21 protein-coding genes are annotated in these 24,397 nt (G+C 70.1%); 14 read left to right on the top strand and 7 right to left on the bottom strand.

Annotation, left to right across the window (positions count from 1 at the left end):
• Window positions 1–10 precede the first annotated feature (10 nt).
• From ACFYNL_RS06735 to ACFYNL_RS06705, 7 genes are all read left to right on the top strand, one after another.
• The gene (locus ACFYNL_RS06735; protein ID WP_388797752.1) at window positions 11–808 is read left to right on the top strand and encodes a cell division protein FtsQ/DivIB; all 798 of its coding nucleotides are present in this window, start codon (window positions 11–13) and stop codon (window positions 806–808) included.
• Window positions 809–1,096: 288 nt separating this feature from the next.
• The gene (gene ftsZ / locus ACFYNL_RS06730; RefSeq protein WP_388797749.1) at window positions 1,097–2,314 is read left to right on the top strand and encodes a cell division protein FtsZ; all 1,218 of its coding nucleotides are present in this window, start codon (window positions 1,097–1,099) and stop codon (window positions 2,312–2,314) included.
• Between the two features lie 10 nt (window positions 2,315–2,324).
• Window positions 2,325–3,053: a peptidoglycan editing factor PgeF gene (gene pgeF / locus ACFYNL_RS06725; protein ID WP_388797746.1), complete on the top strand. Its 729-nt coding sequence runs from the start codon at window positions 2,325–2,327 to the stop codon at window positions 3,051–3,053.
• Window positions 3,054–3,059: 6 nt separating this feature from the next.
• Window positions 3,060–3,779: a YggS family pyridoxal phosphate-dependent enzyme gene (locus tag ACFYNL_RS06720; protein WP_388800478.1), complete on the top strand. Its 720-nt coding sequence runs from the start codon at window positions 3,060–3,062 to the stop codon at window positions 3,777–3,779.
• 121 nt (window positions 3,780–3,900) lie between these two features.
• Window positions 3,901–4,542 carry a cell division protein SepF gene (locus ACFYNL_RS06715; RefSeq protein ID WP_388797742.1) on the top strand — a complete coding sequence of 214 codons (642 nt, stop codon included), beginning with the start codon at window positions 3,901–3,903 and terminating at the stop codon, window positions 4,540–4,542.
• 51 nt (window positions 4,543–4,593) lie between these two features.
• A complete protein-coding gene (locus ACFYNL_RS06710) occupies window positions 4,594–4,881 on the top strand; it encodes a YggT family protein (protein ID WP_004001943.1) in 288 nt (95 codons plus the stop codon).
• A gap of 55 nt (window positions 4,882–4,936) precedes the next feature.
• Window positions 4,937–6,064 (top strand): DivIVA domain-containing protein, encoded by a 1,128-nt coding sequence (locus ACFYNL_RS06705; RefSeq protein WP_356576979.1) that lies wholly within the window; start codon window positions 4,937–4,939, stop codon window positions 6,062–6,064.
• Window positions 6,065–6,273: 209 nt separating this feature from the next.
• Here ACFYNL_RS06705 and ileS read toward each other — a convergent pair whose 3' ends face one another.
• Window positions 6,274–9,417 carry an isoleucine--tRNA ligase gene (gene ileS, locus ACFYNL_RS06700; RefSeq protein ID WP_388797737.1) on the bottom strand — a complete coding sequence of 1,048 codons (3,144 nt, stop codon included), beginning with the start codon at window positions 9,415–9,417 and terminating at the stop codon, window positions 6,274–6,276.
• Window positions 9,418–10,489: 1,072 nt separating this feature from the next.
• Between ileS and ACFYNL_RS06695 the strand changes: the two genes are divergently transcribed.
• The 6 genes from ACFYNL_RS06695 (at window position 10,490) to ACFYNL_RS06670 (ending at window position 16,306) form a co-directional block, all read left to right on the top strand.
• Window positions 10,490–11,626 (top strand): TraR/DksA family transcriptional regulator, encoded by a 1,137-nt coding sequence (locus ACFYNL_RS06695; protein ID WP_388800475.1) that lies wholly within the window; start codon window positions 10,490–10,492, stop codon window positions 11,624–11,626.
• A 70-nt stretch (window positions 11,627–11,696) separates the two neighbouring features.
• The gene (gene lspA / locus ACFYNL_RS06690; protein ID WP_388797734.1) at window positions 11,697–12,350 is read left to right on the top strand and encodes a signal peptidase II; all 654 of its coding nucleotides are present in this window, start codon (window positions 11,697–11,699) and stop codon (window positions 12,348–12,350) included.
• 87 nt (window positions 12,351–12,437) lie between these two features.
• Window positions 12,438–13,382: an RluA family pseudouridine synthase gene (locus ACFYNL_RS06685; protein WP_388797731.1), complete on the top strand. Its 945-nt coding sequence runs from the start codon at window positions 12,438–12,440 to the stop codon at window positions 13,380–13,382.
• A complete protein-coding gene (locus ACFYNL_RS06680; RefSeq protein WP_388797728.1) occupies window positions 13,379–13,858 on the top strand; it encodes a GNAT family N-acetyltransferase in 480 nt (159 codons plus the stop codon). The genes ACFYNL_RS06685 and ACFYNL_RS06680 overlap by 4 nt, the downstream gene beginning before the upstream one ends.
• Before the next feature lie 85 nt (window positions 13,859–13,943).
• A complete protein-coding gene (locus ACFYNL_RS06675; protein WP_388797725.1) occupies window positions 13,944–15,527 on the top strand; it encodes a Na+/H+ antiporter in 1,584 nt (527 codons plus the stop codon).
• A gap of 38 nt (window positions 15,528–15,565) precedes the next feature.
• Complete coding sequence (locus ACFYNL_RS06670; protein WP_388797721.1) at window positions 15,566–16,306, top strand: SDR family NAD(P)-dependent oxidoreductase; 741 nt, start codon at window positions 15,566–15,568, stop codon at window positions 16,304–16,306.
• Between the two features lie 19 nt (window positions 16,307–16,325).
• On the opposite strand, the gene ACFYNL_RS06665 is transcribed toward ACFYNL_RS06670, so the two are convergent.
• Window positions 16,326–17,444 carry a mechanosensitive ion channel family protein gene (locus tag ACFYNL_RS06665; RefSeq protein WP_388797718.1) on the bottom strand — a complete coding sequence of 373 codons (1,119 nt, stop codon included), beginning with the start codon at window positions 17,442–17,444 and terminating at the stop codon, window positions 16,326–16,328.
• 95 nt (window positions 17,445–17,539) lie between these two features.
• Between ACFYNL_RS06665 and ACFYNL_RS06660 the strand changes: the two genes are divergently transcribed.
• The gene (locus tag ACFYNL_RS06660; RefSeq protein WP_388797715.1) at window positions 17,540–18,109 is read left to right on the top strand and encodes a dienelactone hydrolase family protein; all 570 of its coding nucleotides are present in this window, start codon (window positions 17,540–17,542) and stop codon (window positions 18,107–18,109) included.
• A gap of 2 nt (window positions 18,110–18,111) precedes the next feature.
• On the opposite strand, the gene ACFYNL_RS06655 is transcribed toward ACFYNL_RS06660, so the two are convergent.
• The 5 genes from ACFYNL_RS06655 to ACFYNL_RS06635 form a co-directional block, all read right to left on the bottom strand.
• Window positions 18,112–19,104 (bottom strand): zinc metalloprotease, encoded by a 993-nt coding sequence (locus ACFYNL_RS06655; protein ID WP_388797712.1) that lies wholly within the window; start codon window positions 19,102–19,104, stop codon window positions 18,112–18,114.
• Window positions 19,105–19,421: 317 nt separating this feature from the next.
• Window positions 19,422–21,083, bottom strand: coding sequence for an alkaline phosphatase D family protein (locus tag ACFYNL_RS06650; protein ID WP_388797709.1), 1,662 nt, complete (start codon window positions 21,081–21,083; stop codon window positions 19,422–19,424).
• A gap of 103 nt (window positions 21,084–21,186) precedes the next feature.
• A complete protein-coding gene (locus tag ACFYNL_RS06645) occupies window positions 21,187–22,026 on the bottom strand; it encodes a thioredoxin domain-containing protein (RefSeq protein ID WP_388800472.1) in 840 nt (279 codons plus the stop codon).
• 77 nt (window positions 22,027–22,103) lie between these two features.
• Entirely contained in the window at window positions 22,104–22,802 is a 699-nt protein-coding gene (locus tag ACFYNL_RS06640) for a hypothetical protein (protein ID WP_388797706.1), read from the bottom strand.
• 88 nt (window positions 22,803–22,890) lie between these two features.
• Complete coding sequence (locus ACFYNL_RS06635) at window positions 22,891–24,216, bottom strand: DUF2252 domain-containing protein (protein WP_388797703.1); 1,326 nt, start codon at window positions 24,214–24,216, stop codon at window positions 22,891–22,893.
• Between the last annotated feature and the right edge of the window lie 181 nt (window positions 24,217–24,397).

The raw sequence follows: 24,397 nt of genomic DNA, 5'->3' as shown, positions 1-24,397 counted from the left end.
GGCAGGGAGCGTGGCCGGACCGACGACCGCCGAGCGCGGTGAACGCCAGCAGGAGTCGTCCGACCCGCCCCTTCCCCGGCGGAGGTTGAGGCTGCCGCGCCTTCGTACGATGATCATTTTTGCGGTGGTGCTCGCACTCCTCGGCGTGGGCTCCGTCTGGCTGCTGTACGGCTCCCAGTGGCTGCGCGTCGAGCGCGTGACCGTGTCCGGCACCCGCGTGCTGACCTCCGCTCAGGTCCGGCAGGCGGCCGACGTCCCGGTCGGGGCGCCGCTGGTTTCCGTCGACACCGATGCGATCGAGGCGCGATTGCGCCGGAAATTGCCCCGAATTGACGCGGTTGATGTGGTCCGTTCCTGGCCGCATGGAATCGGCCTGAAAGTGGTGGAGCGTACTCCGGTTCTGATTGTCCAAAGCGGCGGAAAGTTCGTCGAAGTGGACGATGAAGGTGTCCGATTCGCCACGGTTCCTGAGCCTCCGAAAGGTGTTCCCGCACTGGAATTGACGCCGGCTCGGTCCAGCTCCGCGGCCGCGAGCCTGCGCCGGTTCGGCGAGCGGCGTCTGGTGCGTGAGGCGGTGCGGGTCGCCGGCGCCGTTCCGGCGGTCGTCGCACGTCACACCCTGGTCGTCAAGGTCCGTTCCTACGACGACATCTCGCTGGAGTTGAGCGACGGTCGAACCGTGGCCTGGGGGAGTGGCGAGAAGGGTGCCGCGAAGGCTCGCACGCTCACCGCTCTCATGAAAGCCTCGCCGGATGCGCGGTACTTCGACGTCAGCGTTCCCACCGCCCCCGCGTCAGCGGGAAGTTGACGCACATTCGAGCAGGCCAGCACCCTGGTTGGGCAGCGACACGGCTGATCACATAGGGTGAAAAGAAAAACGGGAGGTTCGGCGTGTTCGTTGAACGTGCGCCACTTGTCGACTTAGTGTCCTGTTCAGAAGACTTCAAGGAACAGACACACTGGTAACCCTAAACTTCAGGGTTAGGGTTCGGGTCGGCGCTACGGACCGTCCCATTCGGCATCAGTCGCCGGTTCGCGAAGGCAGAGCGCTTCCCGTGAACCGACGACCCGTAACTCGAGGCGAGAGGCCTTCGACGTGGCAGCACCGCAGAACTACCTCGCAGTCATCAAAGTCATCGGTGTCGGCGGCGGTGGTGTCAATGCCATCAACCGGATGATCGAGGTCGGTCTCAAGGGCGTCGAGTTCATCGCCATCAACACCGACGCGCAAGCTCTGTTGATGAGCGACGCCGACGTCAAGCTGGACGTCGGCCGTGAACTCACCCGCGGACTCGGCGCCGGAGCCAACCCGGCCGTGGGCCGCAAGGCCGCCGAGGACCACCGCGAGGAGATCGAGGAGGTCCTCAAGGGGGCCGACATGGTCTTCGTGACAGCCGGTGAAGGCGGCGGCACCGGCACCGGCGGGGCGCCCGTCGTGGCCAACATCGCGCGCTCCCTGGGCGCCCTCACCATCGGCGTGGTCACGCGTCCGTTCACCTTCGAGGGACGGCGCCGCGCCAACCAGGCCGAGGACGGCATCGCCGAGCTCCGCGAAGAGGTCGACACCCTCATCGTCATCCCGAACGACCGGCTGCTGTCCATCTCGGACCGCCAGGTCTCGGTGCTGGACGCGTTCAAGTCGGCCGACCAGGTCCTGCTCTCCGGTGTCCAGGGCATCACCGACCTCATCACCACCCCGGGCCTGATCAACCTCGACTTCGCGGACGTGAAGTCCGTCATGTCCGAGGCCGGTTCGGCCCTGATGGGCATCGGCTCGGCCCGCGGCGACGACCGCGCCGTGGCCGCCGCCGAGATGGCGATCTCCTCGCCGCTGCTGGAGGCGTCCATCGACGGCGCCCGGGGTGTCCTGCTCTCCATCTCCGGCGGCTCCGACCTCGGCCTGTTCGAGATCAACGAGGCGGCCCAGCTGGTCAGCGAGGCCGCCCACCCCGAGGCCAACATCATCTTCGGCGCGGTGATCGACGACGCCCTCGGCGACGAGGTCCGGGTCACCGTGATCGCGGCCGGCTTCGACGGCGGCCAGCCGCCGGCCCGCCGGGACAACGTCCTCGGCTCGACCTCGTCCTCCGGTTCCTCCTCCGCGCCCCGCCGCGAGGAGCCGACTCCGGTCCGGCAGCCGGAGAGCCGTCCGACCTTCGGCTCGCTCGGCAGCGTCACGCCGAAGGAGGACCCCGAGCCGACGCCGCCGGCCGACCCGGTTGCCGACATCCCGGTCGCCCCGCCGGTCCCGCCGTCCCGGACCTACGCCGACAGCGCGGCCGAGGAACTGGACGTCCCGGACTTCCTTAAGTGATCCTTCTGACGTGATAGGACAGCGCGACACCGTGAGCGGCGCGCACTTCGCCTTCACCGACCGGTGGGGCGGGGTGAGCGCCGCTCCGTATGAGGAGCTCAACCTCGGTGGGGCGGTCGGTGACGACACCGACGCCGTGATCACCAACCGCGAGCTCGCCGCCAAGTCGCTCGGGCTCGATCCGGCCCGGGTGGTCTGGATGAACCAGGTGCACGGGACGGACGTCGCCGTGGTCGACGGGCCATGGGGTGATCGTCCGGTGCCCGAGGTCGACACGGTGGTCACGGCACAACGGGGATTGGCCCTGGCCGTCCTCACCGCCGACTGTGTGCCGGTCCTGCTGGCCGACCCGGTCGCCGGGATCATCGCCGCGGCCCACGCCGGCCGGCCCGGCATGCTCGCCGGGGTCGTACCGGCCACGCTACGCGCGATGACGGAACGGGGCGCCGACCCCGCCAGGATCGTCGCCCGCACCGGACCCGCCGTGTGCGGCCGTTGCTACGAGGTGCCGGAGCCGATGCGCGCCGAAGTGGCCGCCGTCGAGCCGGCGGCGTACGCCGAGACGAGTTGGGGTACGCCGGCGGTGGATGTGACCGCCGGAGTGCACGCCCAGCTCGCGAGGCTCGGGGTGGGCGACCGGGAGCAGTCACCGGTGTGCACGCGGGAGTCGAGCGACCACTTCTCGTACCGCCGCGACCGCACCACCGGTCGACTCGCGGGCTACGTCTGGCTGGACTGAATGGACATGAACGACCGTAAGGGCGAACTCGCCTCGAACTTGGCGAAAGTGGAGCACCGCATCGCCGCCGCCTGTGATGCGGCCGGACGTGACCGTGCCGAGGTCACGCTGATCGTGGTCACCAAGACCTACCCCGCGAGCGATGTACGGATGTTGTCGGAGCTCGGGGTGCGGCACGTCGCCGAGAACCGCGACCAGGACGCGGCGCCGAAAGCCGCTGCTTGTTCGGATCTGCCCCTTGCGTGGCATTTCGTCGGTCAGCTGCAGACCAACAAGGTGCGCTCCGTGGTCGGTTACGCGGATCTCGTGCAGTCCGTCGACCGTTCCAAGCTCGTGACGGCCCTGTCGAAGGAGGCCGTCCGCCAGGAGCGCGAGGTGGGCTGCCTGATCCAGGTGGCCCTGGACGCGGGAGAGAGCGCGCGGGGTGAGAGGGGTGGTGTGGCGCCGGGCGGGATCGGGGAGTTGGCCGATCTCGTGGCCCGGTCGCCGGGACTCAGGCTCGACGGGCTGATGACCGTCGCGCCGCTCACCGGGGAGTATGCGGGGCGCCAACAGGCGGCGTTCGAGCGGTTGGTGGATTTGTCGACCGACCTGCGCCGAATCCATCCGGCTGCGAACATGGTGTCGGCAGGGATGAGTGCGGATCTCGAAGAGGCCGTGGCGGCCGGTGCGACACATGTGCGCGTCGGCACTGCGGTACTCGGAGTCCGCCCCAGGCTCGGGTAACGTCGCCAAGAAGTCGGACCACAGCAGAAAATATGGTCAATGTCGCCGAAAGGCGGGCTAACGACCGCGTGGATCGCGGGCACTTGGCAGTCGATCCACCACAGAGCGGAGGACTCAGAGAATGGCCGGCGCGATGCGCAAGATGGCGGTCTACCTCGGCCTCGTGGAGGACGATGGGTACGACGGCCGGGGGTTCGACCCCGATGACGACTTCGAGCCCGAGCTGGACCCGGAGCCGGAGCGGGAGCACCGACGGCACGAGCCGTCGCACCAGTCGCACAGTGCACATCAGTCCCAAAGGGACGAAGAGGTGCGAATCGTACAGCCGCCCGCGCCGCGCGAGCCGGTCGCTCGATCGACTTCGCTAGCCGCGGAATCCAGCCGCCCCGCGCGCATCGCGCCCGTGGCATCCATCACACAAGAACGCGCAAGTCTGGAGAAGAACGCACCGGTGATCATGCCCAAGGTCGTGTCGGAACGAGAGCCTTACCGGATCACCACGCTTCACCCGCGGACCTACAACGAGGCCCGTACCATCGGGGAACACTTCCGTGAGGGCACCCCGGTGATCATGAATCTGACTGAGATGGACGACACAGACGCGAAGCGACTTGTCGACTTTGCGGCCGGTTTGGTGTTTGGTCTTCACGGGAGCATCGAGCGGGTGACCCAGAAGGTGTTCCTGTTGTCTCCTGCTAACGTCGATGTCACGGCGGAGGACAAGGCCCGCATCGCAGAGGGCGGGTTCTTCAACCAGAGCTGAGACGCACCACCGGTAAGAACCGCACGAACAGGGGAGAGGGAAGCACCAGTCATGAGCGTGGTCCTGCAGGTTCTCTACATCGCGCTGATGGTCTTCCTCATCGTGCTCATCTTCCGGTTGGTCATGGACTACGTCTTCCAGTTCGCCCGCTCATGGCAACCCGGCAAGGCGATGGTGGTCGTTCTGGAGGCCACCTACACTGTCACTGATCCACCGTTGAAGCTTCTGCGGCGGGTTATCCCGCCGCTGCGTCTCGGGGGCGTGGCGCTCGACCTGTCCTTCTTCGTACTGATGATCATCGTCTACATCCTGATCACGCTCGTACGGAGCGCGATGTGAGCGGTGTGACAGATACGGTCTTGCCGACTGCCGACGACTACGTTGAGGTGAAGAGATGCCGTTGACCCCCGAGGACGTGCGGAACAAGCAGTTCACGACCGTCCGCCTCCGAGAAGGCTATGACGAGGACGAGGTCGATGCCTTCCTCGACGAGGTCGAAGCCGAACTGACCCGCCTGCTCCGCGAGAACGAGGACCTGCGCGCCAAACTGGCCGCGGCCACGCGTGCTGCTGCCCAGAACCAGCAGAACATGCGCAAGCCGCCGGAGGGTCCCGGCGGACCGCAGGACCAGCAGCAGGGCGGCATGCCTCAGCAGGGCATGCGCGGTCCCGGGGCTCCCGTTCCCGCCGGGATATCGGGCCCGCCGCAGCAGCAGATGGGTGGCCCCATGGGTGGTCCGCCCCAGCTGCCGAGCGGTGCCCCGCAGCTGCCCGCCGGCCCCGGCGGTCAGGGTGGCCCTCAGGGTCCCGGTCCGATGGGCCAGGGTCCGGGGCCGATGGGCCAGCCCCCCATGCAGCAGATGGGCGGCCCCATGGGCGGTCCGATGGGTGGCCCGATGGGCGGTCCCGGTCAGGGCGGCCCCGGCGGCGACAGCGCCGCGCGCGTTCTGTCGCTGGCGCAGCAGACCGCCGACCAGGCGATCGCCGAGGCCCGTTCCGAGGCCAACAAGATCGTCGGCGAGGCGCGTTCGCGTGCCGAGGGTCTTGAGCGTGACGCCCGTGCCAAGGCGGACGCCCTGGAGCGGGACGCGCAGGAGAAGCACCGCGTCGCGATGGGCTCCCTGGAGTCCGCCCGCGCCACGCTGGAGCGCAAGGTCGAGGACCTGCGCGGCTTCGAGCGCGAGTACCGCACGCGCCTGAAGTCCTACCTGGAGTCCCAGCTGCGTCAGCTGGAGACCCAGGCGGACGACTCGCTCGCCCCGCCGCGCACCCCGGCCACGGCGTCCCTCCCGCCGTCCCCGGCGCCTTCCATGGCTCCGGCCGGTGCGAGTGCCCCGTCGTACGGCGGCAACCAGACGATGGGCGGTGCCCCGTCTCCGGCTGGTCCCTCCTACGGCGGTCAGCAGCAGATGTCGCCGGCGATGACCCAGCCGATGGCGCCTGTGCGTCCGCAGGGTCCGTCGCCGATGGGTCAGGCTCCCTCGCCGATGCGTGGGTTCCTCATCGACGAGGACGACAACTGACGGTTGGTAGTACGCCGTAGGCGTCGGCAGCGTTCAGGGCGGGGCCCCGGATTATGATCCGGGGCCCCGCCCTTGTGCTACGTGTGCTCACGGGATTTGCGGTGTTTGTTCGGCCATGGGCGCCGTGTCCGACGTACGCAACGCCGAAGGCCCGGGAGCACCAAGATTCTTCGGTGCTCCCGGGCCTTCGGTTGTCCGTCCGAGCCTCGCTACGCCTTGCGGAGGCGGAACGTCAGGGTCAGGCCCTCGTCCTCGAACGGGGAGCCATAGCTGTCGTCCGCCTCACCCTGGGCGAAGTCCGTTGCCAGGACCTCCTCGGCGATGAGCCCGGAGTGCTCGCTCAGCGCCGCGATCGTCGCCTCGTCCGTCGCCGTCCAGCGCAGGGCGATCCGGTCGGCCACGTCGAGGCCGCTGTTCTTGCGGGCCTCCTGGATCAGGCGGATCGCGTCACGGGCCAGGCCCGCCCGGCGCAACTCCTCCGTGATCTCCAGGTCCAGGGCGACCGTGGCGCCGGAGTCGGACGCCACCGACCACCCTTCGCGCGGGGTCTCGGTGATGATCACCTCGTCGGGAGCGAGTGCGACCGTCTCGCCGTCGACCTCCACCGACGCAGTGCCCTCGCGCAGGGCAAGGGACAGCGCCGCGGCGTCCGCGTTCGCGATGGCCTTGGCCACGTCCTGGACGCGCTTGCCGAACCGCTTGCCGAGCGCGCGGAAGTTCGCCTTGGCCGTGGTGTCGACGAGGCTGCCGCCGACCTCGGAGAGGGACGCCAGCGACGAGACGTTCAGCTCCTCGGTGATCTGCGTGTGCAGTTCGGGGTCGAGGGCCGGGAAGCCGGCGGCCGCCACCAGGGCACGGGACAGCGGCTGGCGGGTCTTGACGCCCGACTCCGCGCGCGTGGCACGGCCCAGCTCGACCAGACGGCGGACCAGGACCATCTGCTGGGACAGCTCGGGGTCGATCGCCGACAGGTCGGCCTGCGGCCAGGAGGAGAGGTGGACCGACTCGGGGGCGCCGGGGGTCACCGGCACGACGAGGTCCTGCCAGACCCGCTCGGTGATGAACGGGGTCAGCGGGGCCATCAGCTTGGTGACCGTCTCGACGACCTCGTGGAGGGTGCGCAGCGCCGCCTTGTCGCCCTGCCAGAAGCGGCGGCGCGAGCGGCGGACGTACCAGTTCGAGAGGTCGTCGACGAACGCCGAGAGCAGCTTGCCGGCGCGCTGGGTGTCGTAGGCCTCCAGGGACTGGGTGACCTGGTCGACCAGCGCGTGCAGCTCGGACAGCAGCCAGCGGTCCAGGACCGGGCGGTCGGCGGGGGCCGGGTCGGCCTCGGACGGCGCCCAGTTCGACGTACGGGCGTACAGGGCCTGGAAGGCGACGGTGTTCCAGTACGTCAGGAGCGTCTTGCGGACGACCTCCTGGATCGTGCCGTGGCCCACGCGGCGGGCCGCCCAGGGGGAGCCGCCGGCCGCCATGAACCAGCGGACCGCGTCCGCGCCGTGCTGATCCATCAGCGGGATCGGCTGCAGGATGTTGCCCAGGTGCTTGGACATCTTGCGGCCGTCCTCGGCGAGGATGTGGCCGAGGCAGACGACGTTCTCGTACGACGACTTGTCGAAGACCAGCGTGCCGACCGCCATCAGCGTGTAGAACCAGCCGCGGGTCTGGTCGATCGCCTCGCTGATGAACTGCGCCGGGTAGCGGCTCTCGAAGAGCTCCTTGTTCTTGTACGGGTAGCCCCACTGCGCGAACGGCATCGAACCCGAGTCGTACCAGGCGTCGATGACCTCCGGCACGCGCGTGGCCGTCTTGCCGCAGCCGTCCTTCGGGCAGGCGAAGGTGACGTCGTCGATGTACGGGCGGTGCGGGTCCAGGCCGGACTGGTCGGCGCCGGTCAGCTCGGTGAGTTCCGCGCGGGAGCCGACGCAGGTGAGGTGGTCGTCCTCGCAGCGCCAGATCGGCAGCGGGGTGCCCCAGTAGCGGTTGCGGGACAGTGCCCAGTCGATGTTGTTGTTCAGCCAGTCGCCGAAGCGGCCGTGCTTGACCGTGTCCGGGAACCAGTTGGTCTTCTCGTTCTCTTCGAGCAGACGGTCCTTGACGGCGGTCGTACGGATGTACCAGGACGGCTGCGCGTAGTAGAGGAGCGCGGTGTGGCAGCGCCAGCAGTGCGGGTAGCTGTGCTCGTACGGGATGTGCTTGAAGAGCAGATCGCGCTGCTGGAGGTCCTCGGTGAGCTTTTCGTCGGCCTTCTTGAAGAAGACGCCGCCGACCAGCGGGACGTCCTCCTCGAAGGTGCCGTCCGGGCGGACCGGGTTCACCACCGGCAGGCCGTAGGAGCGGCAGACCTTGAGGTCGTCCTCACCGAAGGCGGGGGACTGGTGGACCAGGCCCGTACCGTCCTCGGTCGTGACGTACTCGGCGTTGACGACGAAGTGCGCCTGCTCCGGGAACTCGACCAGCTCGAACGGGCGCTGGTAGGTCCAGCGCTCCATCTCGGCGCCGGTGAAGGACTGCCCGGTGGTCTCCCAGCCCTCGCCGAGGGCCTTGGCGAGAAGCGGCTCGGCGACGACGAGCTTCTCCTCGCCGTTCGTCGCGACGACGTAATCGACCTCGGGGTGGGCGGCCACGGCCGTGTTGGAGACCAGGGTCCAGGGCGTCGTCGTCCACACCAGGAGCGCGGCCTCGCCGGCGAGCGGGCCGGAGGTGAGCGGGAAGCGGACGTACACGGACGGGTCGACGACCGTCTCGTAGCCCTGCGCCAGCTCGTGGTCGGACAGGCCGGTGCCGCAGCGGGGGCACCAGGGGGCGACGCGGTGGTCCTGGACCAGCAGGCCCTTGTTGAAGATCTCCTTGAGCGACCACCAGACGGACTCGATGTACTCGGGTTCCATCGTGACGTAGGCGTCGTCCAGGTCGACCCAGTAGCCCATGCGGGTCGTCAGGTCGGAGAAGGCGTCGGTGTGGCGGAGCACGGACTCACGGCACTTGGCGTTGAACGCGGCGATGCCGTAGTCCTCGATGTCCTTCTTGCCGCTGAAGCCGAGCTCCTTCTCGACCGCCAGCTCGACCGGGAGGCCGTGGCAGTCCCAGCCGGCCTTGCGGGCCACGTGGTAGCCGCGCATGGTGCGGAAGCGGGGGAAGACGTCCTTGAAGACGCGGGCCTCGATGTGGTGGGCGCCGGGCATGCCGTTGGCGGTGGGCGGGCCCTCGTAGAAGACCCACTCGGGGCGGCCCTGGGACTGCTCCAGGCTCTTGGCGAAGATCTTCTGCTCGCGCCAGAAGTCGAGCACGGCGTGCTCCAGTGCGGGCAGGTCGACCTGGGCGGGCACCTGGCGGTACGTCGGCGATGTCATCAGCGGGCTTCCTCCGGCGGACTTGCTGCCTTCCGTCCGGAGGGACGAGAGCCGTGTCTTTCCGTACGCCGGTTTCGGCGCGCTCCCGCGGTACCACCCTCCTTGGCCCGCCGACGGTGTGCGTCGGTGAGCCCCCTCATTGGGGTCGCGATGCCGGTTCTACTCGCCTCGCTGGGCTTTCTTCCGGCGGCTCCGGGGTGATCTTCACGTCGCGCTCGCCCCCGGGCTTCCACCGTCCCCGGGTCGCTCTGGGCTGCGTACGCCGCTACTCGTCCCCATCCACGCTTTTCGCTCCGCCCAGTGTACGGCGCCGGGGCGACAGCGGCCGACCGGATTTCCGGCAGGTGGGGGACGGTGCCACGTTCATACCGAGATGACCCGAATGGTGCGGTACGTGTGTTCGGATTCTGGGACGTCCGACTCGGTTGCATACCCGGCGGGGAGCTGGGCACAACGCATGCAGGTCCCCCGCGCGACATGCGCGAGGCGGGCGAATCGGGCGGTGTGCCCCGTTGCCGCGGGACTCAAGTCGATTTATCGTCCCAGCACGATTCGCGAGCAAGATCACAATATGTGAAGGGGCCGCGGCATGGTGGCGAAGAAGACCGCCGTACAGCAGTCGGCGTCGGGCCGGTCCACACATGCGGACGCCTCCGGCGGTGCGGCCAAGGATGCGGTGGGGAAGAAGCGCGCGCGGTCCGGTTCCGCACAAGCGCGGGGCGGAAAGCCGGTGAAGACGGTTCGGGGAGCCGTCGGGGGTGGGGCGGGGGAGTCGGCCGCGGCTGCGGAGGGTAAGGAAGCTGGATCGCGGGGAACGGGCGCGAAGGAGGCCGCGGCGAAGGGGAAGCCGGAGCGGAAGAAGGCCGCGGCCGCCAGGAAGGCGGCCTCCGAGGCGGCCGTGCAGAGGGGTGGAGCCACGAGGACCGCGGCGGTGAAGGCCGCTGCGCTCAAGCGTGGCAGGGGGAAGGCGGGCCTGTCCGGGACCGCTGCCGAGGTGGGTGCGGTCGAGGTGGGTGCGGCAGAGGCGGGGAGGGGGCAGAAGGGCACGGCTGAGAAGGCCGTGTCGAGCGGGGTGGCCGCCGCCGAGGGCGCGCCTACGAAGCGGGCGGCCGGGGGGCGGTCGGCCGGGGTGGCCGCCCGGGGCAGGAAGGCCGCGAGGAAGGGGACGGCTGCCAGGGCGACGGCAGGCAAGGGGGTGGCGGCGATCAAAGGACCCGCGGCTCAGGAGGTGCAGGCCGAGGGGGGCGGGGAGCAGGGGACGGCGGCTCAGGGGGCTGCGGCCAGGAGGGCTGCGGGGGAGCAGCCCGCGGGAAGGAAGGGCACGGCGAGGGCGAGCGCGGCCGGGACGAGCGGCACAGGGGTGGGCGTGGGCAAGAACAGCGTGGCCGAGGCGGGTGTGGGCAAGAAGAGCGTGGCCGGGGCCGGCGTGGGCAAGAAGAGCGTGGCTGCGAAGGCTGTGGCCGAGGAAGGTGCGGTGAGGAAGGCGGCGATGGTCGCCGTCGAGGACGGTGCAGCCGGGCAGGAAGCCGCCGCAGAGGCTGCGGTCGGCGCGAAGGCTGCCGGGGCGAGGAAGGACGCCTCCGCGAAGGGGGCCTCCAAGGGTCGCGCGGGCAGGAAGAGCGCGGCCGAGAAGCGTGTGGGTGTGGAGCGGACGGCCCGGGAGCGGGCCGTCGAGAGCAGGGCCAAGAAAGCGGGCGCGGCGCAGGCCGCGGAGCAGACGGGAGCCACGACGGTGGTTGCGAAGAAGACTCCTGGCACGGCCACGGCGGCGAAGACCGCTGTTCCCAAGGCACGCCTCGCCGCGGCGGAGCCCGGCGACCTCGCGGTGCGCCCCGGTGAGGACCCCTGGACCCCCGAGGAGGTCGAGGAGGCGCGGGCCGAGCTGCAGGCGGAGGAGACCCGGCTGCGCGACGAGATCACCGCGTCCGAGCAGTCGCTCGCCGGTCTGATGAGGGACTCCGGGGACGGCGCCGGCGACGACCAGGCGGACACCGGCGCCAAGAACATCACGCGCGAGCACGAGCTGGCGCTCGCCGCCAACGCGCGCGAGATGCTCATCCAGACCGAGCGGGCCCTGGAGCGGCTGGACGCCGGCACGTACGGCCTGTGCGAGAACTGCGGCAACCCGATCGGCAAGGCGCGTATGCAGGCCTTCCCGCGCGCGACCCTGTGCGTCGAGTGCAAACAGAAGCAGGAACGACGGTACTGACCGGTACGCGGGCGCCCTGGGACGTGCCGTACTCTCGTCCTCAGTCAGGTACCTAGGTTGAGGGACTCACGTGGCAGAGGCGGAGCGCATCATCGGTACTCCGGACACCCCAGGGGCGGCGGGAGCCGGATCGGAGCGGTCCGACGAGCACGCGAAGGACGCCGACGGCGTCGTGAGCGCGGCGTCGGGCGAGTCGTCCGGCGCGGACGAGTCGGCTGCCGCCGCCGAGCGGCCCCGCGGCAGGCGTCGCGTCGCCGTGCTGTTCGGGGTCGCGGCGTTCGCGTACCTCCTCGACCTGGTCAGCAAGATCATCGTGGTCGAGAAGCTGGAGCACCAGCCGCCGATCGAGATCATCGGGGACTGGCTGAAGTTCGAGGCGATCCGCAACGCGGGCGCGGCCTTCGGCTTCGGTGAGGCCTTCACCGTGATCTTCACCGTGATCGCCGCCGCCGTGATCGTGGTGATCGCCCGGCTCGCCCGCAAGCTGTACAGCCTGCCCTGGGCGATCGCGCTCGGCCTGCTGCTCGGCGGTGCGCTCGGCAACCTCACCGACCGGATCTTCCGCTCGCCGGGCGTCTTCGAAGGCGCGGTCGTGGACTTCATCGCGCCCAAGCACTTCGCGGTGTTCAACCTCGCCGACTCGGCCATCGTGTGCGGCGGCATCCTGATCGTGCTGCTGTCGTTCAAGGGTCTGGACCCCGACGGGACCGTCCACAAGGACTGAGGCCCGCGCGGTACCCGCGAGGCGCCTGTCAGGGGTTTTCCACAGGCTCCGTACGGGACTGTCTCACCCGTCCGGCATACTCGACGGGTGAGCACGCTTCCCGAGATCCGTACCCTGCCCGTGCCCGACGGCCTGGAGGGCGAGCGCGTCGACGCCGCCATCTCCCGCATGTTCGGCTTCTCCCGTACCAAGGCCGCCGAACTCGCCGCGGCGGGGAAGGTCACGGTCGACGGCTCGGTGGTCGGGAAGTCCGAGCGGGTGCACGGCGGCGCCTGGCTGGAGGTGGAGATGCCGCAGGCGCCCGCGCCCGTGCAGGTCGTCGCCGAGCCGGTCGAGGGCATGGAGATCGTGCACGACGACGATGACGTGGTCGTGATCGTCAAGCCGGTCGGGGTCGCCGCCCATCCGTCGCCGGGCTGGACCGGGCCCACGGTCATCGGCGGTCTCGCCGCGGCCGGGTACCGGATCTCGACGTCCGGCGCGGCCGAACGCCAGGGCATCGTGCACCGGCTCGACGTGGGCACCTCGGGGCTGATGGTCGTGGCCAAGTCCGAGTACGCGTACACCTCGCTCAAGCGCCAGTTCAAGGAGCGCACGGTCGACAAGCGGTACCACACGCTCGTCCAGGGCCACCCCGACCCGACCAGCGGCACCATCGACGCGCCCATCGGCCGCCACCCCAACCACGACTACAAGTGGGCCGTCACCGCCGACGGCAAGCCGTCGATCACGCACTACGACCTGATCGAGGCGTTCCGCGCGGCCTCCCTGCTCGACGTGAAGCTGGAGACGGGCCGCACCCACCAGATCCGTGTCCACATGGCCGCCCACCGGCACCCCTGCGTCGGCGACCTGACCTACGGGGCCGACCCGACCCTCGCCAAGCGGCTGCGGCTGACCCGCCAGTGGCTGCACGCGGTGCGGCTCGGCTTCGAGCACCCCGGGGACGGCCAGTGGGTGGAGTTCGCGAGCGACTACCCGGCCGACCTGCAGAAGGCCCTGGACCAGGTCCGCGAGGAGACCTGGGCATGAGCCTGGCGCCCGGCCCCTCGTACGCCGTGCGGGTCGCCGACGACCCCGCCGATCGCGAGGCGTGCTTCGCGGTGCGCAAGGAGGTCTTCGTCGTCGAACAGGGCGTCCCGCAGGAGATCGAGTACGACGCCCATGACGCCGACGCCGTGCATGTCCTGGCGATCCGTGAGGACGGCGTACCGCTCGGGACCGGACGGCTGCTGTACGGGGAGGCGGCCGCGGCGAAGGTGGACGGCGATCCGGCGGTGGGCTCGCTCGGGCGGCTGGCCGTGATGCGGGCGGCCCGCGGGCTCGGCGTGGGGGCGGCCCTGGTGCGGGCCATCGAGGAGGCGGCACGCGCGCGTGGGCTCGCGGCCGTGGATCTGCACGCGCAGACGCATGCGCTGGGGTTCTACGAGCGGCTGGGGTACGTGGCGTACGGGCCGGAGTTCCCGGACGCCGGCATGCCGCACCGGGCGATGCGGCGCACTCTGTAACCGGACTCATAAGCGCTGGTGAGGATTGCGGCGTGGCAGGCTGGGGACCTGTCGTGTGAATGTCGACCTTCCCGGAGCGGTGACCGTGGATCAGTTGGCCCTGTTGTTCGTGCTGTTGCTCGGGGCCCTGGTGAGTGTCCCGGTGGGGGACCGCTTCGGGTTGCCGGCGCCGGTGCTGATGACGCTGCTCGGGATCGTCCTCGCGTTGCTGGAGTTCGTGCCGAACGTCGAGGTCCCACCCGATCTGATCCTTCCGCTGCTGTTGCCTCCGCTGTTGTACGCCGCCGTCCGTCGAACCTCCTGGCGGCAGTTCACGGCCAACGTGCGGCCCATCCTCCTGCTGGCCGTGGCGCTGGTCTTCGTCACGATGATGTGCGTGGCCGCCGTGGCCCACGCGATCGTGCCCGGGCTGCCGCTGGCCGCCGCGTTCGCCCTGGGCGCGCTCGTCGCGCCGCCCGACCCGGTCGCGGCGACCGCCGTCGCCGGGCAACTCGGGCTGCCGCGGCGCATGGTGTCCATCCTGGAGGGCGAGGGCCTCTTCAACGACGTGACGGCCATCGTGCTGTACCACGTGGCGATCGCCGCCGCCGTGAGCGGCACCTTCTCCCCGTGGCAGGCCGGACTCGACCTGGTGCTGTCCGCCGTGGTGGCGCTGGCCGTCGGGCTGGCTCTGGGATGGGGCGCCAACAAACTGATGGACCTGCTGGGGGACGCCACGCTCCAGATCGGGCTCACACTGCTGGTGCCGTACGCCTCCTACGTGACGGCCGAGGAACTGCACGGCTCCGGTGTCCTCGCCGTGCTGGTCACGGCCCTGTTCCTCGCCGAGTACGCCACCGATCCCGACGACGTGATGACCCGGCTCGCCGGGCACACCTTCTGGGACATCGTCGACACGCTCGTCACCGGCGTCGCGTTCGGCCTGATCGGGCTCGAACTGCACAACGCGGTACGGACGGCGTCCGGGCGGTGGGGCGAGATGCTCACCTGGGCGGCCGCGGTGGTCGTGGTCGTCGTCCTGGTCAGGCTGCTGTGGCTGCTGCCGGCCACCTGGCTCGCCAAACGGATGCACGCCAAGCGGGACTACGAGGAGATCCCGATGAGCTGGCGCGAGACGGTCGTGATGTGGTGGGCGGGGATGCGCGGTGTCGCCTCGGTGGCCCTGGCACTGGCCATTCCGCTGAAGACGGACTCGGGGGCCCCCTTCCCCGACCGGGACGAGATCGTGTTCATCGCGTTCGGGGTGATCATGGCGACGCTGGTGGCGCAGGGGCTGACCCTGCCGTGGCTGGTGAAACGGCTCGGGGTGCGCGCCGACAGCGAGCGGGAGAAGGAGTTCGAGAAGCAGCTGGCGGTGCGCGCGGCCACGGCGGCGAAGCGCAGGCTGCGGGAGATCGAGTCCGTCGAGGAGCTGCCCGAGGAGCTGTCCGAGCAGATGTTGCGACGGGCGTTCGAGATCGGGATGCGGATCAGCCCGGAGCTGGGCGAGGAGGAGCGCAAGGAGGCGCATCAGGACCGTACGCGCCGGCTGAAGCGGGTACGGCGGATCCAGGGCGAGATGCTCAGCGCGGCGCGGCACGAGATCGTGGCGGCACGCAGTGAGCCGGGGGCCGACCCGGAGGTGGTGGACCGGGTGCTGCGGCATTTGGACGTGCGCAGTCTGCGGTGAGTTGGCTTTCGCGGACGGTCCCTTCGTAGGCTCTGATCATGGCTCGCAATGTGGTGATCAGTGGTGGGGGTACGGGAATCGGGCTCGCGGCGGCACAGCTGTTCGCGGCGGACGGGGATCAGGTGCTGCTGCTGGGGCGGCGCCCCGAGGTGCTGGAGCAGGCAGGTGTGCCGGGCGCGCTCACCTACGCGGCGGACCTGAGCAAGCCCCGCGGTGTGCGGGGTGTGGAGCGGTTCGTGGCGTCGGAGTTCGGCACCGTGGACGTGCTGATCCACAGCGCGGGCGGCTCCGGATACCTGGAGCCCAAGGTGGACAGCGACGAGCCCCTCGACGTCGTCCTGCACAACTGGACCCTGAACTTCGGCCTCAACACCCTGACGGCGGCCCTGCTCACCGAGGCGCTCAAGGACCGGCTCGCCGACCCCGGAGGGCGGGTGCTGTTCCTCAGCTCCATCGCCGCGTTCCGGGGCTCCGGCAGCGGGGCGTACGCGGCGTCCAAGGCGGCGCTGCATCCGTACGCCCACGATCTGGCCCGGCAGTTGGGGCCGCGCGGCATCACCGTGAACGTGGTCGCGCCCGGCTTCGTCGAGGACACCGAGTTCTTCGGCGACGGCATGGACGACGAGCGGCGCGCCCGGCTCGTCGCGGAGACCTCGACCGGGCGGGCCGGTACGCCGGGTGACGTGGCCGCGACCCTGCACTGGCTGGCGTCCCACGCCGCCGGGCACATCACCTCGCAGGTCATCCAGGTCAACGGGGGTGCCGAGCGCGGCCACTGAGGAGCAGCCGCGCCGAAGGTCAGGGTCGCTCCGGACGCGCCGCCGGCTGGTGGTCGTGCTGGAAGGCGCGGCGTGCCGGTATCCGAGCGGGGGCGGGGAAGCCGGGCGGCAGGGCCGCGTCCGCCGCGTTGACGCGCGGGAGCGCGTACGGGTGCTCGTCGGCCAGCCAGCGGATCAGTTCCTCGCGCACCGTGACCCGGACCGTCCACAGGTCGTCCGCGTCCTTCGCCGTCACCAGGGCCCGCACCTCCATGGTGCTCGGGGTCGAGTCGGTGACGACCAGGCCGTAGTCCCGGCCGTCCCAGGCCGGGCACGCGCGCAGGACGTCGCGGAGCTTGTCGCGCATCTTCTGCATCGGTGCCGAGTGGTCCACGTGGAGGAAGACGGTGCCGGTCATCTGGGGGCCGCCGCGGGACCAGTTCTCGAACGCCTTCGCGGTGAAGTACGACACCGGCATGGTGATCCGGCGCTCGTCCCACGTCCGCACCGTCAGGAACGTCAGGGTGATCTCCTCGACCGTGCCCCACTCGCCGTCCACCACGACCGTGTCCCCCAGGCGCACCATGTCACCGAAGGCGATCTGGAACCCGGCGAACATGTTGCTCAAGGTGGACTGGGCCGCGACACCGGCGACGATGCCGAGGATGCCGGCCGAGGCCAGCAGCGAGGCGCCGGCCGCGCGGAAGGCCGGGAACGTCAGCAGCATCGCCGCCACCGCCACCACGCCGACGACCGCCGACACCACTCGCATGATCAGGGTCACCTGGGTGCGCACCCGCCGGACCCGGGCCGCGTCGCGGTGGACGCGGGCGTAGCGGCTGTACGAGGTCTCCACGATGGCCGCCGCTATCCGGATCGCCAGCCAGGCCGCCGCCCCGATCAGTACCAGGGTCAGCACCCGGCCGACGGCGACCCGGTGCTGGGGGAGCAGGTCGGCCTCGTGGTACGACCCTCTGAGCAGGGCCGTGCACAGAACGACCTGGTAGGGGATGCGGGCACGGCGCAGCAGACCCCACAGCGGGGTCTCACTGTGCCGGTCGTCGGCCTTGCGCAACAGGCGGTCGGTGGCCCACCCGATGATCAGGGTGAGCAGGACCGAGCCGCCGATCACGATCAGCGGGCGGAGTATGTTCTCCATGCCAACGAACGTAACCAGCCAAGGGGGGTCATGAACATGTGAGTGGGTGAGGCGGTGGTCACGGCGCTGTCGTACCCGGCTGGCACCATGGCTTCATGAACATCATGCTCTTTCACTCGACCCATGGCCTCAGGCCCGCGGTGCGCCAGGCCGCGGACCGGCTGCGCGGCGCCGGACACGAGGTGTGGACGCCGGACCTCTTCGAGGGGCACACGTTCGAGACGGTCGAGGACGGCATGGAGTTCAGCGAGGGGATCGGCAAGGACGAGCTGCTGAAGCGGGCCGTGCTCGCCGCCGCGCCCTACTCCGAGCGAGGACTGGTGTACGCCGGGTTCTCGCTCGGTGCCTCCATCGCCCAGACCCTCGCACTCGGCGACGAGAAGGCGCGCGGCCTGCTGCTCCTGCACGGCACGTCGGACATCGCGCCGAACGCCTCGGTGGACGATCTGCCGGTGCAACTGCACGTCGCCGAGCCCGACCCGTTCGAGACGGACGACTGGCTCAGCGCCTGGTACCTCCAGCTGGGCAGAGCGGGCGCCGACGTGGAGGTGTACCGGTACGCCGGGGCCGGTCACCTCTACACCGACCCCGACCTGCCCGACTACGACGAGGAGGCAGCCGAGGCCACCTGGCGGGTGGCGCTCGGCTTCCTGGAGACCCTCTAGCCTCAGCCCGCGGCCCGGTACGCGGCCCAGTTCTGCTGCATGCGCGTCACCTGGCCCGCGCTGAACTGGTACATGCAGGAGTCGTAGGTGTAGTCCATGAAGTTGTGGATCGGGTCCACGCCCGCCTTGCGGGTGCAGGTGTCCCGTCCCTCGGGGCACTGGTAGGCGGCACTCTTCTCGGCCGGGGTGTCGTCGACGTAGTCGCCGTTGCCGTTACAGCCGCCCTGGAAGGTGTGGTACAGGCCCATCCAGTGGCCGACCTCGTGGGTGGCCGTGTCGCCCTCGTTGTAGTGGGCGGCCGAGCCGCCCGGCAGCGAGGCGTCGAGGAGCATCACGCCGTCCATGGACGGGCTGGACTTGTACGAGCTGGGGAAGGTGGCCCAGCCGAGGAGGTCGTCGCCGAGGTTGGCGGTGTAGATGTTGAGCGCGCTCGCGCCGCCCTCGCGCAGGGCGGACTTCATCGCCTTCTCCTCCGGTGAGCCGTAACCGACGTTGTACCAGGCCGCGTTGTCGGTGTAGTCGGTGCCGGCCAGGGTGAACTGGTAGCCGGAGTCGGTGTTGCCGGTGCCCTGACCGCCGAAGGCGGAGTTCAGGACGCTCATCTGGGCGTTGATGTCGGTGGCGCTGAGCCGGCCGGTGTCGCCGTCGTGGATGACGTGGAAGTAGACCGGGATGGTGGTCGAGGCGGCCGCGGCGAGGCTGCGGCTGCCGGTGGCGGGGAGCTTGTCGAGCTTCTTGCGCAGATCGGCGTCCATCGCCTGGGCCTTGGCGGCGCTGATCTCGTTGGGTTCGGCGACGGACTCGCCGCCGTGTCCGGGGTGGGCCTCGCGGGCCGCGGAGTTGCCGGCCTCCTCGACGCAGTCGGCGGCCGGAGCCTTGGCCGCCGCGACTGTGGTGGGCGCCGAGAGAGGAGTGAGCACAAGGGTTCCGGCCATCGCTGCCGTGGCGAGAACACGTCTGCGTGTGCGGGGTGATATCCGGGCAAGTGCACGCATGCTGACTCCTGGCTGATGCGTTGGGGAGAGAGGACAGGGGTCTTCCTGGCCGCCGCCCGGACATTACGTGGACATGCCCATGTCCGAAGAGAATCGATCAAGCCCAATCAATTACCCGGCAAACAGGGGTAATTGGGGTAAGTGAATGATCAACCGTTTGGAGTGCGAGATCTCGGCGTAACAGGTTCCGCCGTCCGGGCGGGTGGTGTGTCCGTATTCGGACGTCGCTCACACCACCCGCCGTAGCGATGTGATCTCCGGTTCACGGTTGGCGATCGGGCCAGCTTTGGCCGAAAATCGACGCCGGGGCGCAGCTCTTACACGGGGTCGTAGGTCCGCTCGACCTTCTGCGTGCCACTGCGGGTGCGGTACGAACGGACCCACTTCGAGGTCGCGTCCGCCTTCGTACGGTCGGAGAGCACGTAGTAGTCCATCTGGGCGCGCTCGGCCGTGATGTCCAGGACGCCGTAGCCGTGGCGGTCGGTGTCGACCCAGTGGACGTGCCGGTTGGCCGCCCTGATGACCGGCGCTGCCACCGCGGAGACCGTGCCCTCGGGGACCTTCACGATGTCGTCGAGGTTGTCGGAGGTGACCGACGTGACGACGAACTCCGTGGCGGCGGAGGCCGACAGCGGGTACGTACCGGCGTCCACCGGCACGTCGTTGGCCCACGCCATGTGGATGTCGCCGGTCAGGAACACGGTGTTGCGGATCGCGTTCGAGCGCAGGTGGGCCAGCAGCTCGCGGCGGTCGTCCGTGTAGCCGTCCCACTGGTCGGTGTTGAGGGCGAGGCCCTCCTGCGGCAGGCCCAGCAGCTTGGCGAGCGGCTTGAGCAGGTCAGCGGAGAGCGACCCGATGGCGAACGGCGAGATCATCACGGAGTTGCCGACCAGCCGCCAGGTGGTGTCGGACGACTTCAACCCCGCCTTCAGCCAGTCCAGTTGGGCCCGGCCGGTGAGCGTGCGCTCGGGGTCGTCGACCTCCCCGTCGCCCACCTTGACCTGCTGCGTGCGGAAGGACCGCAGATCCAGCAGCGAGAGGTCGGCGAGCTTGCCGAAGCGCAGCCGGCGGTAGGTGGTGCCGGCGATCGCCGGGCGCACCGGCATCCACTCGAAGTAGGCCTGCTTGGCGGCGGCCCGGCGCGCGGCCCAGGCGCCCTCGGCGCCCTCGGTGTGGTTCTCGGCGCCCCCCGACCAGGCGTCGTTGGCTATCTCGTGGTCGTCCCAGATCGCGATGACGGGGGCCGTCGTGTGCAGGGCCTGCAGGTCCGGGTCCGTCTTGTACGTGCCGTGCCGGGCGCGGTAGTCGGCGAGGGTGAGGATCTCGTGGGTGGGCGTGTGCTGCCGTACGACCTTGCCGCGTGTGCCGTACTCGCCGGTGCCGTACTCGTAGATGTAGTCGCCCAGATGCAGCCAGGCGTCGAGGTCGCCGCGGGCGGCGAGATGGCGGTACGCGGAGAAGTAGCCGCCCTCCCAGTTGGCGCACGAGACCACGCCGAAGCGGAGGCCCGCGAGGGAGGCGCTCGCCGCCGGCGCGGTGCGGGTGCGCGCCACCGGGGAGTCGATGCCGCCGGCCGAGAAGCGGAACCAGTAGTCGGTGGCCGGCTCCAGGCCGCGTATGTCGGCCTTGACGGTGTGGTCGGAGGTGGCGGTCGCGGTGGTCGAGCCCTTGGCGACGATGTTCGTCAACGCCTTGTCGCGGGCGACGATCCAGCTGACCTCGGTGTCCGGGCCGAGCCCGGAGCCGGGGGTCGCCTCGGGCGCCGGCGTCACCCGGGTCCACAGCAGGATGCCGTCGGGCAGCGGATCGCCGGAGGCGACGCCGTGCAGGAAGGCCGGTGCCGCGTCGGCGGCACGGGCGGGCAGCGCGGCCGCGAGCGGGCCGGCCAGGACAGCCGTCGCCGCCGCGGCCTTGACGACCGTACGGCGGCGAGGGGCAAGGGAGTCGAGCTGCTCAGGTGATCTGTATCGACTGGTCACAGCCGATCAGGTTACTGAGCGGTATGAACAAGAGCGGGCGAACCGGCGAAAGTTCGCCCGCTCTTTTGCCGAAGGACGGCACAGCTTTCGGCCGGAGGGCGGCTCAGCCCTTGAGAGCCGCGTCCACCGCCTTGGTGAACTCAGCGGCCGTCCACGGCTGGTTGGGGTTGGACGTCTTCAGCAACTTGCCGTCCATGACGAGGCTCGGGGTGCCCTTCACACCGTCCTTGTTGGTGTCGAAGGCCTTCGACATCTGCAGCGCCCAGGCGTCGTACGTGCCCTTCTTCACCGCGTTCTCGAACTTGGCGTTGTTCTTCAGCGCGGGGACGCTGTTCGCGATCTCGATCAGGTAGTCGTCGTCCTTGAACTTGTCGTCCGACTCCACCGGGTGGTACTTCGCCGAGTACAGCGCCGTCTTGTAGTCGAGGAACGCCTCCGGGCTCACGTTCAGCGCGGCGCCCAGGGCACTCATCGCGTTCTTGGAGCCCTCGCCGTTGGCGCCGACCTCGCCGTCCTTCATCTCGTCGCCGTCGAGGAACGTACCGCCGACGAACTGGAGCTTGTACTTGCCCTCCTCGACGTCCTTGTCGACCGTGGCGCCGGCAGCCTGCTCGAAGGAGGCGCAGACCGGGCAGCGCGGGTCCTCGTAGAGCTTGAGGGTCTTCTTGGCGCTGTCCTTGCCGATGACGACGGTCGTGCCGTTCGTGCCCGAGGTGTTGGCCGGCGCGACGACCTTGGCGTCCGTCAGCGCCTCCCAGTGGCTGGGCTTGTTGGCCTGGACGATGGCGTAGCCGACGCCGCCCGCAGCCGCCAGCACGCCGACGACCGACAGGGCGACGATGACCTGCCGCCTGACCTTCGCGCGCTTCGCCTCGCGCTCGCGCTCGGCGCGCAGCCGCTCCCGGGCCGCCGTCTTCGCCGCCTGGCTGTTCCGCTTGCTCATGTTGGTGATCTCCATGGGGACGCGCACACCTGTGTGTGCGGAGTACGTAAGGGGTGGTCTGAGTGCTCGATCGCCGGTCACACGAAGGTGACGGCGGGCGAGCACGGCGGTCCACGCCGGCCCAGGGAGTGCGCGAGGAGAAGGCTGCGGGCGATGGTCGTACGGCGGGCGGGGCGCGGCAGGGGACGCGCCGGCCGGACCAGCCGTACGGTGACGGCCGCGACCGCCAGCAGCAGCGGGCGGAACGTCGTCGCGGTCACGGCCCGCAGCAGCTGGGCCAGCGCACGCTCGCCGCGTCGCAGCCACGCGGCGGCGACGAGGCCGACGCCGACGTGGGCGCCGAGCAGGAACCAGGCGGTCGCCGGGTCGGCGTGGGCGAGGAGACCGCCGAGCTTGTCGGGGTCGGTGCCGGTGACCTGGGCCAGCGGGGTGCCGACCCGGGTGCCGTCGCCGCACAGCACGTCCCAGCCGACCGAGGCCAGCGGCCCGGCGACCGGCCCGCCCGCCTTGCCGTAGCAGACGTGCTGCCCGGTGGTGAGGATCGTGTCGGCGGCCAGCTCCAGCGGGATCAGCAGGGCGGCGATCCGCCCGAAACCGCGCTCACGGCCTGCCAGCGCGTAGGCCAGGACGAACACGGCGGCCGCGAGGAGGGCCACCGTGTTCAACGGCAGGGGCGCCCGCGAGAGCAGCACGTGCGACGCGGTGCTGAGCGTCACGACGAGTGACGTGAACAGCGCCGCGCGTACGGCTCGAAGCGGAGTCCCGGATATGTCCATGGTGTGCAGAGTCTGTCACGTGGGCCTGTAAGAGACCCCTAAAGGGTGCCTGTGAGCGGCCGGATGCCGACGGGACGCGGCCTTTCCGTCACAGACCCGGAATCCGGCCGTTGCGGAACAGGTCCACGAAGATCTGGTGATCGGCACGCGCGCGTGCGCCGTAGCCGTGCGCGAAGTCGACCAGGAGCTCCGCGAACCCCTCCTCGTCACCCGCGATCGCCGCGTCGATGGCCCGCTCGGTGGAGAACGGCACCAGCGACTCGCCCGAGGTGTCGTCCGCCGCCGCGTGCATCGTGGCCGTCGCCCGGCCGAGGTCGGCGACGACCGCCGCGATCTCCTCCGGGTCGTCGATGTCACCCCAGTCCAGGTCCACGGCGTACGGCGAGACCTCGGCGACCAGCTGCCCCGCGCCGTCCAGCTCGGTCCACCCCAGCCACGGGTCGGCGTGCGCCTGGAGGGCGCGCTGGGAGATCACCGTGCGGTGGCCCTCGTGCTGGAAGTAGTCGCGCAGCGCCTGGTCCGTGATGTGCCGCGAGACGGCCGGGGTCTGGGCCTGCTTGATGTAGATCACGACGTCGTTCTCCAGGGCGTCGGTGTGGCCCTCCAGAAGGATGTTGTACGACGGCAGCCCGGCCGACCCGATGCCGATCCCGCGGCGCCCGACCACGTCCTTCACCCGGTAGGAGTCCGGGCGGGCCAGCGAGGCGTCCGGCAGCGTCTCCAGGTAGCCGTCGAAGGCCGCGAGCACCTTGTAGCGGGTCGCCGCGTCCAGCTCGATGGAGCCGCCGCCGGGAGCGAAGCGGCGCTCGAAGTCGCGGATCTCGGTCATGGAGTCGAGCAGCCCGAAGCGGGTCAGCGCGCGGGCGTCGCGCAGCGCGTCCAGGAGCGGGCCCTGGGCGGTGTCCAGCGTGAAGGGCGGAACCTCGTCGCTCTTGGCGCCGGTCGCCAGGGCGTGCACCCGCTCGCGGTAGGCGGCGGCGTAGATCCGCACCAGCTCGCTGATCTGCTCGTCACCGAGCGCCTTGGCGTACCCGATGAGGGCGATCGAGGCGGCGAAGCGCTTGAGGTCCCAGGTGAAGGGGCCGACGTAGGCCTCGTCGAAGTCGTTGACGTTGAAGATCAGCCGGCCGTTGGCGTCCATGTACGTGCCGAAGTTCTCCGCGTGCAGGTCGCCGTGGATCCACACGCGCGAGGTGCGCTCGTCCAGGTACGGGCCGCCCCGCTTCTCGGCGTCCAGGTCGTGGTAGAAGAGGCACGCCGTACCGCGGTAGAACGCGAAGGCCGAGGCCGCCATCTTCCGGAACTTCACGCGGAACGCGGCCGGGTCGGCGGCCAGGAGCTCGCCGAAGGCGGTGTCGAAGACGGCGAGGATCTCGTCGCCGCGCTGCTCGTCGTTGAGCTGGGGGACCGACATCGCTGGGTGCCTCCTGGTGCAGGTGGTGCATGACATGGGGGGCGGAGCCTCCCCACTTCGGCAACGTACGGACGTGCGAGGGAGTGCCCGCCTGCTTCGCATGAAGGTACGCGGGGAAGCGGGCCGAGTGTCAGTGCCGAGGCATAGACTTCGACGCTGTCCCCCAGACTGTCCGCACTCC

The organism is Streptomyces sp. NPDC007808 (assembly GCF_042868655.1).
In the GTDB taxonomy this organism is placed as follows: Bacteria; Actinomycetota; Actinomycetes; order Streptomycetales; family Streptomycetaceae; genus Streptomyces.
This window is presented reverse-complemented; position numbering and strand designations above follow the sequence as displayed.

Bases quoted from the DNA above. Each gene is read 5' to 3' on its own strand.
- ACFYNL_RS06720 (WP_388800478.1), top strand. From the start codon at position 3,060: ATGAACGACCGTAAGGGCGAACTCGCCTCGAACTTGGCGAAAGTGGAG.
- ACFYNL_RS06715 (WP_388797742.1), top strand. From the start codon at position 3,901: ATGGCCGGCGCGATGCGCAAGATGGCGGTCTACCTCGGCCTCGTGGAG.
- ACFYNL_RS06710 (WP_004001943.1), top strand. From the start codon at position 4,594: ATGAGCGTGGTCCTGCAGGTTCTCTACATCGCGCTGATGGTCTTCCTC.
- ACFYNL_RS06705 (WP_356576979.1), top strand. From the start codon at position 4,937: ATGCCGTTGACCCCCGAGGACGTGCGGAACAAGCAGTTCACGACCGTC.
- ileS (WP_388797737.1), bottom strand. From the start codon at position 9,417: ATGACATCGCCGACGTACCGCCAGGTGCCCGCCCAGGTCGACCTGCCC.
- ACFYNL_RS06680 (WP_388797728.1), top strand. From the start codon at position 13,379: ATGAGCCTGGCGCCCGGCCCCTCGTACGCCGTGCGGGTCGCCGACGAC.
- ACFYNL_RS06670 (WP_388797721.1), top strand. From the start codon at position 15,566: ATGGCTCGCAATGTGGTGATCAGTGGTGGGGGTACGGGAATCGGGCTC.
- ACFYNL_RS06665 (WP_388797718.1), bottom strand. From the start codon at position 17,444: ATGGAGAACATACTCCGCCCGCTGATCGTGATCGGCGGCTCGGTCCTG.
- ACFYNL_RS06660 (WP_388797715.1), top strand. From the start codon at position 17,540: ATGAACATCATGCTCTTTCACTCGACCCATGGCCTCAGGCCCGCGGTG.
- ACFYNL_RS06655 (WP_388797712.1), bottom strand. From the start codon at position 19,104: ATGCGTGCACTTGCCCGGATATCACCCCGCACACGCAGACGTGTTCTC.
- ACFYNL_RS06645 (WP_388800472.1), bottom strand. From the start codon at position 22,026: ATGAGCAAGCGGAACAGCCAGGCGGCGAAGACGGCGGCCCGGGAGCGG.
- ACFYNL_RS06640 (WP_388797706.1), bottom strand. From the start codon at position 22,802: ATGGACATATCCGGGACTCCGCTTCGAGCCGTACGCGCGGCGCTGTTC.
- ACFYNL_RS06635 (WP_388797703.1), bottom strand. From the start codon at position 24,216: ATGTCGGTCCCCCAGCTCAACGACGAGCAGCGCGGCGACGAGATCCTC.